The sequence below is a fragment of the Clostridium sp. CTA-6 genome, assembly GCF_054768115.1.
In genome coordinates this window covers 14,406-26,620 of the sequence record NZ_BAAAAU010000004.1, presented here as the reverse complement: position 1 = coordinate 26,620, position 12,215 = coordinate 14,406, and the positions used below count along the sequence as shown (strand labels likewise).

7 protein-coding genes are annotated in these 12,215 nt (G+C 25.7%); 2 read left to right on the top strand and 5 right to left on the bottom strand.

What is annotated here, in order from left to right; all coding sequences use genetic code 11:
* Positions 1-38: 38 nt before the first annotated feature.
* Both addA and ACYUDJ_RS07235 read right to left on the bottom strand, forming a co-directional pair.
* Entirely contained in the window at positions 39-3,878 is a 3,840-nt protein-coding gene (gene addA / locus ACYUDJ_RS07240) for a helicase-exonuclease AddAB subunit AddA (RefSeq protein WP_043031223.1), read from the bottom strand.
* 154 nt (positions 3,879-4,032) lie between these two features.
* Positions 4,033-4,839, bottom strand: a complete 807-nt coding sequence (locus ACYUDJ_RS07235) for a Tim44 domain-containing protein (protein ID WP_043031221.1) — start codon at positions 4,837-4,839, stop codon at positions 4,033-4,035.
* Positions 4,840-5,824: 985 nt separating this feature from the next.
* Here ACYUDJ_RS07235 and ACYUDJ_RS07230 point away from each other — a divergent pair.
* Entirely contained in the window at positions 5,825-6,100 is a 276-nt protein-coding gene (locus ACYUDJ_RS07230) for a hypothetical protein (RefSeq protein ID WP_003488283.1), read from the top strand.
* A gap of 191 nt (positions 6,101-6,291) precedes the next feature.
* Here ACYUDJ_RS07230 and ACYUDJ_RS07225 read toward each other — a convergent pair whose 3' ends face one another.
* Both ACYUDJ_RS07225 and ACYUDJ_RS07220 read right to left on the bottom strand, forming a co-directional pair.
* Positions 6,292-6,978, bottom strand: a complete 687-nt coding sequence (locus tag ACYUDJ_RS07225; protein ID WP_003488282.1) for a hypothetical protein — start codon at positions 6,976-6,978, stop codon at positions 6,292-6,294.
* Positions 6,979-6,980: 2 nt separating this feature from the next.
* Complete coding sequence (locus ACYUDJ_RS07220; RefSeq protein ID WP_043031218.1) at positions 6,981-7,631, bottom strand: tetratricopeptide repeat protein; 651 nt, start codon at positions 7,629-7,631, stop codon at positions 6,981-6,983.
* 323 nt (positions 7,632-7,954) lie between these two features.
* Here ACYUDJ_RS07220 and ACYUDJ_RS07215 point away from each other — a divergent pair, with 323 nt between their 5' ends.
* A complete protein-coding gene (locus ACYUDJ_RS07215; protein ID WP_042386082.1) occupies positions 7,955-8,446 on the top strand; it encodes a hypothetical protein in 492 nt (163 codons plus the stop codon).
* A gap of 122 nt (positions 8,447-8,568) precedes the next feature.
* Here ACYUDJ_RS07215 and addB read toward each other — a convergent pair whose 3' ends face one another.
* Positions 8,569-12,012: a helicase-exonuclease AddAB subunit AddB gene (gene addB / locus ACYUDJ_RS07210; protein WP_043031216.1), complete on the bottom strand. Its 3,444-nt coding sequence runs from the start codon at positions 12,010-12,012 to the stop codon at positions 8,569-8,571.
* Positions 12,013-12,215 lie beyond the last annotated feature (203 nt).

The following is a 12,215-nucleotide window of genomic DNA, read 5'->3' as shown; positions in this document are numbered from 1 at the left end:
TATATATATTAACAAATTACAATTAAGCCCATTTTAAATCAATGAATTTTTATATAATTATCTATAGAAAATAAATATAAATATTTATCTTTTACAGTTTTTCCTGTTATTCTCTTTAAGGCTTCTTCATAATATTTAATCTGTATTTTATATCTATTCTTTATCTCTTCTATATCATTAACATAGTCTGTTTTATAATCTAATAATACTAGTCCCTCTTCCTCTTCAAAATAGCAATCTATTATTCCCTGAATCATTAATTTTTCATCTTTATATATTTCTTTATCTAGCTCTTTATAAATTTCTACAGCAGGTATTTCAATAGAAAAAGGCATTTCTCTATTTATATTATTAGAATTAACCATTCTTTTTCCTAGTTCACTTCTACAAAATTTTAATATTTTATATGGATTTATAACCTTTGACTGTTCATAGGTTATAAATTCTTTTTCTATTAGTCTATTTATTTGTTCTTTTATATCCTCTTCCTTTTCTACCTTTTTCAAATCTAAATGTTGCATGAATAAATGTATAATAGTTCCCCTCTCTGAAGGAGATATTTTCTTTTTTTCTTCCATAAACATAGGTTTCCTAAGCTCTACTTTTTTAAATAACTCCTCTGTATTTTCTTCATCATCTAATATAAATTGTTTCTTCACATCTGAAACTGATAATTTTGTTGGTATGTTTGATGCGCTATCATATTTATAATTAAAAGAAAGTCTTTTATATATTTCTTCTTTATAGCTACTTTCTTCTAATTTCATTAATGTTTCCTTTATTTTTTCACTAATCTCAATCTCATTCTCTTCAACTTTTTCCTTTAATAATTCTTTTTTATTACATAATTCTATTTTCCATTTTGAATTATCATCTACCATATTACAAAGCTCTGATGCCATCTTTAGTTCTTCTCTAAAACTTATAGCATCTTTATGTTTTATAACAGCTGGCCCTATCCAATCTAAATAGGTTTTCCCACTCATAACAGCATATTCTGGTACTTTATTTTTCTCCTCTGATAAATTCAACCAATTTTCTACGGTTTTATCTACATTATTTATTAATCCTGTTATTATGAGTTTTTCTCTTGCCCTTGTTAAAGCTACATATAATATTCTCATTTCTTCTGATAAAGTTTCTAACCGTATTTTATTTTTTATGATATTCTTAACTAAAGATGGATAAGCTATTCTTCTTTCTATATCTACATAATCTGGACCATATCCTAAATCTCTATGAAATAATATATTTTTATTAAGATCTGTCATATTAAAATTCTTACCGGTACCACTTAATATAACTACTGGGAACTCTAGCCCTTTACTCTTATGAATACTCATTATTCTTACTACATTTTCATTTTCTCCAAGTATTTTAGCACTTCCCATATCTCCACTGCTGAATTTTAATTTATTTATAAAATTTATAAAATTGAATAATCCCTTATAACTAGTCTTTTCATATTGCTTTGCCCTTTGGAAAAGTATTCTTAAATTTGCCTGTCTTTGCTCTCCTGCTGGAAGAGCTCCTACATAGCCATAGTATCCTGTCTCTACATATAAAAACCATATAAACTCATCTATATCTATATGAATAGACTTTTTTCTCCATAAATTTAATTTTTCTATAAACCCACATATTTTATTTTTTAATTCCTCTTTCATGACTTTTACTATTTTATTTATTTTATCTTCATCTTCTACATAAAAACTATAATAGGAATCTAATTTTTCATTTTTATATAACCTATATATTATTTCCATACATTCATAAAAGGCTATGCTTTTATTTACCATTCTTATATCTATAAGTTCATCATCTGTAAAAGAAGCTATAGGAGATCTTAATACGGAAAGTAATGGTATATCTTGAAGAGGATTATCTATTATTTGCAGTAAGGATATAATAGTTTTTATTTCTGTTGTATCAAAATATCCTGAATTTGTATCTGCAAAAACTGGTATTCCTTCCTTTGCAAGCTCTTCTACAAATACTGGTGCCCAGTTAGATGTAGCTCTCATAAGTATTACTATATCCCTATATTGGATTCTTCTATATTCACCAAGCTTTTTATCAAATACCTTTAATCCACCTTCTAAATTATTTCCTATTACTTCCTGTATCTTTTTAGCTACCAATCTTCCTTCTAATTGTATGTTATCTAAAGCTTCTTCTTCATCTATATTATATTCCTTTAATACTTCTTCACTTAATTCATACTTTTTATCCATCAAACATAATTCTATAGACTCACCTTTTACCTCTTCCCCGTAGCTAGCTCCAACAGTTAAAGCCTCTTTTTCTGTATAATCTAATTCCCCTATAGTTTTAGACATTATTTGTTTAAATAAATAATTCACACCATTGATTACTTCTTCCCTGCTTCTAAAGTTTTTAAAGAGCTTTATTTTTCTATATTTTGAACCTTCTTCTTCGCTATATTGATTATATTTATCTAAAAATATCTCAGGTTTTGCCTGTCTAAATCTATATATACTTTGTTTTACGTCCCCCACCATAAATCTATTAGGAATATCTAGCCCTACTTGAGGTTCTTCAAAATTTATTTCTTCTTCATTAAACACTAATTGACTATTAGAAAAACTCCAATAACCTTTTACCCTAGATACCATACTCATAATAACTTCTTGTACCAAATTACTATCTTGGTATTCATCTATAAGTACTTCTGCAAATTTTTTTCTATAATCTAAAGCAATATTTGAAGGAATTATATGTCCCTCATCAGTTTTATCTGTTAATATAGATAAACATAAATGCTCTATATCATTAAAATCAATTAAATCTCGTTCTCTTTTTTTAGCTTCATATTTTTTATCAAATAGTATTACTAAATTGGATAATGCTTTCATTGATGGATATAAAAATATAAATTCCTTCCTTATAAATTCATTTTCATAGGAATCTAGTATATTTTTAAGCTCTACTATCTTTTTCTTTACCTTATCCCTTAATTTTTTAACCCTTTCCTTAGCCTCTTTATCCGCATCTTTATTTCTTTTTACTGGCAACTTAGGAAAATCATAAACTATTATTTCATTTCTAAATTCTTTAAAACTTGATTTTTGAAGTAAATTATTTATAAAATTCAAATCCATTTTAAAAGGTTCATAATAATAGTCTATGCCCTCTGAATTTAATATTACATCTATAGATTGCTGTAGCATATTTTTAAATCCATGTAATAATACTTTCATATCCTCCATAATCATATCTGCCCACAATGTTTCTTCAAAATTAAACTCTTCTTCCACATTGAATTCCTCTGCCATATTTAAAACCCAATCATAAGGAAGAGGTGCACTTTTAGCAAATCTATGTAATTCTAAAACCACTTCTTGTAATCTAGTATCCTTTCTACTGGCGTAGCTTTCTACTAAATTAATAAAATCTTCATTCTCTATTTCATATAATTCATCAAAAAGCTCATCCATTGCCTCTTGTTTCATAAGTATTCCTTCTGTTTCATCACATATTCTAAAGTTAGGATCTATTTCTATAGTATGAAAATTATTTTTTATAACTTGAAGACAAAAGGAGTGAATGGTCATTATATTTGACTTATTTAATAAAGTAAGTTGTTTTCTTAATACCTTTGACTCTGGGTCTTCATCTAACCCTTTAGAAATAGCATCTCCTATTCTCTCTCTCATTTCTGCTGCCGCTGCATTAGTAAAAGTAACTACCAATAATTTATCTATATCTATAGGTTCCTCTTTATCCAATATTTTTTCAATTATTCTCTGAACCAAAACAGCAGTCTTACCAGCCCCAGCCCCTGCTGCCACAAGCAAGTTGCAATTCTTAGTAAAAATAGCCTGCCTTTGTTCATCTGTCCACTTAGTGCTACTCATTTTTTCACCTCGTTTTAAATACTACTCTATAACTACATATATATTATAACCCGTATTTTAAAAATAGAGTACAAAACATGAAAAGAGTACAATATTAGAAAATAAAATAAAGATTATAATATGCACAACCTCCATACTACACAATTAAAAATTTTTATTCTTCTGATACTATAACAAAATCTCTATCCATATCTACTTCATCTTCCTGCATTATTAAATCAACAACCCATGAATCATTTTTCTTAATAAATTTCCAATACTCAACAAAACTGCTATTTCTAGTGTTTCCATCCACAACTTGTGTGGTTGTTTCATCTATTGTATAATCTATCATTGCTCCATGAATGTAAAACCAAATAAAATCTTTTGAGTTATCTTCATAATGCTCTAATCCTACTGGTTTTGCATTTAGAAGTTTTATATTTTTTAAAATATTTCTTTGATTTCTAATTTCCATCCAGGCTAGCTTAGAATTATGTAGTTTATAGATGTCTTCACTCATATATTCCTCGGATATTTCAAGATTAAGGCTTGTCCATGCTTCTTGCATCTTAAAATAAATTTTTTCAACTCTATTTTGTAGCATATCTTTTGAATAGCTCATATCTACTTTTTTTAATCTCCTAATAACTTCTTCTGCCTCTTTACTCTTTCTTGAAATTTTAGTTCTACAAATTATAGTATCTTTTTTCCAAATTAGTATTATAAATAAAGGCACTATCAAAATTTCTATTAAATGGCCAACATTAGATTCTCTTGATTCATAATATCCTCTAGAAGAACTTCCTCTGCTTCTATGAATACCATTACCATATCCACCGCTACTGCTATGACTGCTACTACTATGTCCCCCTCCGCTACTATGTCCGCCACCAGATCTAGCTAATACTGTAATAGGTAAGTTAAATATACAAAATATACTAAATAAAAATATAAAAATTAAATTCTTTCTCTTCTTCATGTTTCACCTCTTTTTAAATACTATTAACTCTATCTATATTATAAGCTTTATTTCTGAAATAGAACACGAATTTCAGATTACAGAGTATAGAGAAAAGAGTACAGATCCAAAAATAAAAAAGTCAATATTATATAATAAAGTAAAAAACGCAGAATAAAGATGAAAGAGTAATAAATGCAAATTTCAGAGTATAGAAGATTATAGATTTAAAAATAAAAAAGCGAATATCATAGAGTAAAGTAAAAATATATAGCAATATCTTCAAAGGCTAGGAAAATATAAAATAATAACATGAATAATTTTATTCAACTTATTTATATTAAATATTTAATCATAATGTTTACATATTCCAAATTATATATTATATTGTAATTAATAGTCATAAATTAAATTTTAAATAGGGAGTTATTATGAAAATTATGATATTTTGTGCGCCACTAAAAATTTAAATGATATGAAAAACTTAGATATGAAATTTTTCAAAGAATAAAAATTTATAAAAAGAACAGTAATTAATTACTGTTTCTTTACTAGATAATAATAATATAAAGCAATATCAGCTAAGGCAAGGAAAATATAAAAATACATAGTGCTTTTCTTTGGTTTTTTTATTAATTCAACAGTAATTTGAATAAGTATTAGTAATGTCAATATACCATAGATATATTTGTTAGGATAAAAAATTAATAGCGTAGGCCAAATAGCTATCATAACTCTAAGTACACTACCAATATGCTTCATAATCTACATTCCCTTCTTCAAACCTTGTGTATATACTTACAAAAGATTTAATTTTTTTATATTTATACAAAAATAGTAATTATCAAATATAATATTCAACTACATAATTAAAATTCCTTTATTTTGAAAAAACATTAAAAATCAAATTTCTTCTAATTATTTATCACATATTTTTATTTATAAACATAACCCTATATTGAATTTAATATTTACAATGTATACAATTAAAAAGGATGTGAATTTTATGGAAATATTCTCATGGCTACTTATTATATTAGCTATAATAAGTTTCTACTTTTTATTTTACAATAAAAAGATAGTATTTGAATTAGATGATAGATATTATAATCAAGAGGATCTAAATAAAGCAGCTGTTAAATATTTAAAAAAGCAAGGTAGAAATTGTGAAATTATCAATAATAGTACATTATTAATTGATGGAGAAAAATATTTTTTAAGCGAAAGAACTATATGTGCTAAAGTTCCAGTTCAACAAGTAGTATTAAAAAAAATTAAATAAAATTTAATAATTAAGACTGCAGTGGATATGGTACATGTGAACTATATAAACAATACTATACTAGAAAATAATTATATAAAATAGAATGAAAAATATATTCTTTTACCTTTTAATGTAAGTACAATTATTTTATAAACAAAATCTATATCTGTTCTCTTTACTCTAAATAAGGAAAGTGCATCGCACTTTCCTTATTTAAAGTCACATTCTATATTGTTTTCTTTTATAAATTCTATTTTATCTTTTAGTATAAGATTTCTTTCTTCTATTATAGCTTCCATAGGAGTTTTACCCTCACAAATATCATTTTTATTAAGCTGCCAAGTTCTTAATACGTCTATGCAATTCATAAAAGCTGCTCCTTTTGCAGTAAATTGCTTTCCATTCATTAACTCTGTAAGCTTGTTTAAAAAATCCATTAGTAAAACTTTTTCTACCTTTCCTCCACCTGCCCATATTTGTGCTGGTGTTAATCCGCTCCATAATTCTGAAGGTTCATTTTGCCATTTCTTTATAGCTTCATTTTTATCTTTAGATTTACTACTTAACTCTTTAAATTGTATATCTATGTTTTTAGAAATTTTTTCATTAAATAAATTAAGTACTCCACCAGTTTTAGAATAAACTGAAGCATATATTAAATCCCCGTTAGTAAGTGGTAACATTCTTTCATATAAACCTAATATATTAGTATTTTTTAATTTAGGTGCTACATCTAATACTGGTGAATTATCTTTTCTTTTCATTGCTTCAATAAATATAGTATTGTTTTCTAATTTTTCGTATTTTTCATTTAAAGAACATTCTATTTGTATTGATATTATTTTTTCTGCTACCTCATCATTAGGTATCCATAACTCCTTTTGTTTTGGCATCATGACTATTTTTCACCTCTTAATTTTTCTAATAAATCATTTGCTTCCTTATAATGTGGATTTAATTTTAAACTTCTTTTAAGTAACTTTTCTCCATCTTTATAATTATCGTTATAATTAATCTCACAAACTGCTATGTTATATAAACATTTAGATTTTATAAATTCTTTATTATCCATCTTATTTATGTAATTTAAACTCTTATTATAAAAATCCATACTCTTTTGAAACATACCTAACAAATAATATATTAATCCTAAGTTATAGTACACAAGAGCATCTCTATCATATAAACTTAAAGCATTTAAATATTTATCTCTAGCTTTAAACAAATTCCCATAAAATCTTAAATCGATATCTGCCATTACGGACTCTGTAAAATAATTATCTGGATATTTCTTTAATGATTTATAACAAACCTCTGCTAGTTCCAGATCCTTTTCATTAAAAGAAATTATAACCAAAAGCATTTGCTTTCCCCAATTTAAATCCAAGACTTCTTTGTTATTTTTTATATAATCTTTTAAATATCTATGTATAGCTTTATGATTACTTATTCCTTCTAATATTAAATCTTTATAATTAGAATTATCTATATTTTGTCTATAATTATCTAAAAGAAGTTTTTCGTACTTCTTACTTAAGTTTTTTTTCATTCCTGCCCATTATTCTCCCTTCAAAATAAATAATATAACACATATAAGTATACAATATTTTTTCATTTACATGCAAAATTTTATATATTTTTGTAATTAATTTTATATAAATATATAGGAAATTTGTCCTATTTGATTTTTATCTACTTAATTTACACTTAGAAAATATAAATATTTGTATTACTAAATAAGTATAAGGTTATATTTTTATCCTAACTATATTAAAGTTAAATCTATTCTTATTTTCAAAGAAAATCCTTTCATTAACACTTATTTATTTTCTGCATAGAATAAAGTGTGTTTATTTTATAGGAGGTTCATAAATGTTTAATTATTATAACCCTTGTTCTATGTGCATGCCTATTCCTATTTATCTTAAAGCCCCTTATCCAATGATGCCTATGGGATATGGCTGCGATCATGTGAATGAAACTAAAGAAAATGATGATGACTTAAAATGCTTATATCCAAGAATTTATTTTAAAGTCTATCCTTTAGTAAAAAGACACTGTGACATGATGGAAAGAGAAAAGGGTAAGAACTATTGTCCTTGTGAAAAGGAAATGGCTGATGCTTGTAAAGAAATCTACAAAAGAATAAAACATGAATTAGATGATGATGATGATGATTACACTAGACAACGCCGTTATAGAAGACGTCATGCTATAAATGATCTTATAAGAATAATACTTATAGGTGAACTTTTTGGTAGACGAAGAAGAAGAAGACATTCTGATCATAATCCTAATTATAATTATTATGCTTTTGATGATGACAACGACTATTATGATTTTGATGATGACTATGATGACTAATATTTTTCACTAATTATCCTTTTTAAGAAACATAAAAATATTTTCTACAAATTTACAAAGAGTTTATTAATAAAACTATACTATTAATAAACTCTTTGTTTATAGTTATAAAAAATGATTTTTTAGCATTCTAATTTTTTCTTAATAGATTCCCATACCTCTTCATCTTTTTTATCTATTAATATATTATATTTGTTTCCTCTTATTTCTGTATCAAATTTACAAACTGAAGAATATATACAATAATCACAAGAGGATCCATCCTTCTTTTTATATGGCTTTATTTCTATGTTTCCCTCTAACATTTCCTCACAAATTTCAATTATTGTATACCTTACATATTTTCTTAATGTTTCAAACTCTTCTTTTGTAGCTACAGAGGATTTACCTTCTGATACTCCTCCATCTTTTTTAAGCATAACAGGTATGATATCCGATATACCAGATATTATATTATCCATATCTTTTATAACATTAGGATCATTTAATATTAGTCCTTTCATTTTTAAATTTTTTATTATATTTTTTTCAATTTCCTCATCACTGATATCTACAGTATTTTTTACTATAGGATCATCTAATTTTAAATATAAAAGTGCCCCTGGTTCTCCATTTACCCCAGATCTTTCAGCTAATTCTGTAAGTATAGCATCTAAATATATTAATAGTTGTAATTGTAATCCATAATAGACATCAGATAATTTAAATTCCTTTGTACCGGATTTATAATCTATTATTTTTAAATAAGTAGCGCCATCCTTTTGCAAGAGATCTACTCTATCTACTCTACCTATTAAATTTACAACTTCCCCTGAATGAAGTTCCATTGCTATAGGAGGATAGTCTCCATCTACATCAAAGGATAATTCATAATAACTTGGTTTAAAATTTCCTCTTTTTATATGTTCTCCTATAAGCCATATAGATCTTTTTAAAATCTTCTTTACACTTTTCGTTACATATTCATATCTTTTTGAACTATTTAATATGTCTAAGGATTTATTATCTAATTCCTCATTAATTAGTTTATCAATTTCTTCTTCTGCCCAATTTAAATCCATGGTATTCCACTCTAGCCCTTCCTTTTCTAGCTCATGTGAAAACTTCTCCAATATGCTATGCATGAATATTCCTAAATCTGGATAACTTAAATTAAATATTTTTCTATCTTTAGCCTTTAATCCATATTGTACAAAGTAGGCAAAGGGACATTGAGAAAATTTTTCTACTCTAGATACACTTATTTTCAATGGTTTACCATATAAATTCCTTATTTTTTTTGTTTCTATATATTTGCTTTGATTTGTATAATCAAAACCTTTTATTAATCTATTTAATTTTTCAATCCAAAATTCATTTTCTAAATACCATTTATATGTATCTCCCCATATATTATCTATTTTTACCCCCTCTACATCTTTTCTTAAATTAGATATTAGATAATTAAAAGTTGGCTTTGCAGAGGATATATTTTTTAGTTCTTCTTCTTCACCATTGAGTCTTACTATATCATTTTCTTCACATATATTAGTAAATATTTTCTTTATCCTTGATATAATTATAGATGGTCTTAAAGTTTTTCCCTCTCCATCTGCTATAGGGTAGCTCAATCTTAAATATTTACTTGGGGTAGTTAATGTAGAATATACTAAAAATTGTTCCTCAAAGGCTATACTTTTAGTATCTTTAGCTATTTCTAAGCCCTTTTCTCCTAAAAATTGCCTATCCTCATCGCTTAAAATTCCTTCTTCTTTTAATGGGGCTGGGAATATTCCATCATTTACCCCTACTATATACAAGATATTTATATTGTGACTTCTAAGTCTTGTTATACTTCCCACTATTACTTGATCTAAGGTAGGTGGTATAAGCCCTATTTCATATTCTGAAAATCCTGTTTGAAGTATCTTAAAAAATTCTTTTAAGGATATTTTTTCTTCACCTATAACCTCCGCTATTTGATCTAAAACTTCCATCACTATATTCCATATTTGATTGTATTCACTAGCTTTTTCTACTTCACCTTCTACTTTAAAATTTTCTATCATATTCTGTATTTTATCTGGTAGGTTTATACTACATAAAAATTCATATAATACTTCACAAAACTCTTTTGCCCTATCTTTACTTTTAAAACTTTTATTAAGAGATACAATAGGATCCATAGCTTCATATCTTATATCATTTATTTTATCTAATAGCTCTTTTTCAACCTGCTCTTCTAATTCATAATTGCTAAAAGATTTATGTTCCCAAGGCTTATCATTAGTCCATTGATATCCTTTAATGCCATTAGCAAGCACATAATTTTCTAAAATATCCATTTCTTCATTATTAATATCTAAAAGTCCAGTTTTTAAATATCTAAATACTGATTCATAAGTCCAATTTTTAGATAAAACCTCTAGGGCAGAGAGTATTAATACTATTATTGGATTATTATTTATTTCTCTCTTTTTATCTATAAAAAATGGAATATTATATTGCAAAAAGACAGAACTTATTATATTTTCATATCCTTCCAAATCTCCCGTAATTACTGCTATATCCTTAAATCTACAACCTTTATCTCTACAAAGTTTTATAATATCCTTTGCGGTGTTTTCTATTTCTGTAAATTGATTTAAAGTTTTAAGCATGCAAATATCTTTTGTTTCATTTTTATACTCTTTATAAGGAAAAGAAAACATATTTTTCTCTAAATGCTGAAGTTCTATACTATTCTTGAACCTTACACAAGGGTCACATTTAAGTGCTATTGGTTTATCTAATTTTATATTATTATCTTCTATTATTTCTAGCAATTTATTTTCTGTATTTTTAATAGGAGAAAACACATCTGTAGTATCAACAAATCTACCTTGATTTAAATAATCTGTACACAAAGTTATATTTATTCTATAGGATTTTAAAAGTAATTTTTCTAGTACAGAATATTCTTGAGGAGAAAAACTTGAAAATTCATCTATCCATATTTCTGCATTATCAAATTGCTTACTTTTATTTAATTTTTCTACCAATATAGTTAAATCATCTTCATTATCTATATAATTTTTATGTAATCTTCTTTCAAACTCAGAAAATATCAAAGACAAATCTTCCATTTTATATTTTAAATTATCTTCTTCAATACTATCTAAATTATTTATTATAATTTCAGGAGTTACATTATATCTTTTAAATTCTGTTATAATATCTGAAATTGTAGTAATAAATCCTTGTCTTTTAGCAGCTTTTTTAAATACTTTTAAATTATTTTTATTATCTTCAATTATATTATATAAAAGCATGCTTTTACCGGATTCATTCATATGTTTGGCAGTTATACCTCCCACTTCATTAAAGACCCTATAAGCCATTCTTTTAAAACTTAATACCTGTGTTTTAAACCCAGTTTTTTCACCTAATACTTCTACTAAATTTTTTTCTGATTGGAAAGAAAATTGTTCTGGTACCAATAATATAAGTGGTCTATCTATATCTTCTTCTATTCTCTTTTTTATACTATTTAAACAATATTGACTTTTTCCACTGCCAGCCCTTCCATATATAAATCTTAAACTCATAAAATCCACTCCCTAAATTCTATACATTTAAATAAATTGAATATAGTATATGCCTATTTAAAATTTTATCCCATTACTATCATTGTTAATACTCTTTAGAGGTCAAAATATAATTATTCTAAGAACTTTATCTGAACCTAAAAATCACTTCTTCAAATAAGTTATACTTAAATTTTATCTATATACATTCTACCAAATTTAAA

Bases quoted from the DNA above. Each gene is read 5' to 3' on its own strand.
- ACYUDJ_RS07230 (WP_003488283.1), top strand. From the start codon at position 5,825: ATGGAAATATTCTCATGGCTACTTATTATATTAGCTATAATAAGTTTC.
- addA (WP_043031223.1), bottom strand. From the start codon at position 3,878: ATGAGTAGCACTAAGTGGACAGATGAACAAAGGCAGGCTATTTTTACT.
- addB (WP_043031216.1), bottom strand. From the start codon at position 12,012: ATGAGTTTAAGATTTATATATGGAAGGGCTGGCAGTGGAAAAAGTCAA.
- ACYUDJ_RS07225 (WP_003488282.1), bottom strand. From the start codon at position 6,978: ATGATGCCAAAACAAAAGGAGTTATGGATACCTAATGATGAGGTAGCA.
- ACYUDJ_RS07220 (WP_043031218.1), bottom strand. From the start codon at position 7,631: ATGAAAAAAAACTTAAGTAAGAAGTACGAAAAACTTCTTTTAGATAAT.
- ACYUDJ_RS07215 (WP_042386082.1), top strand. From the start codon at position 7,955: ATGTTTAATTATTATAACCCTTGTTCTATGTGCATGCCTATTCCTATT.
- ACYUDJ_RS07235 (WP_043031221.1), bottom strand. From the start codon at position 4,839: ATGAAGAAGAGAAAGAATTTAATTTTTATATTTTTATTTAGTATATTT.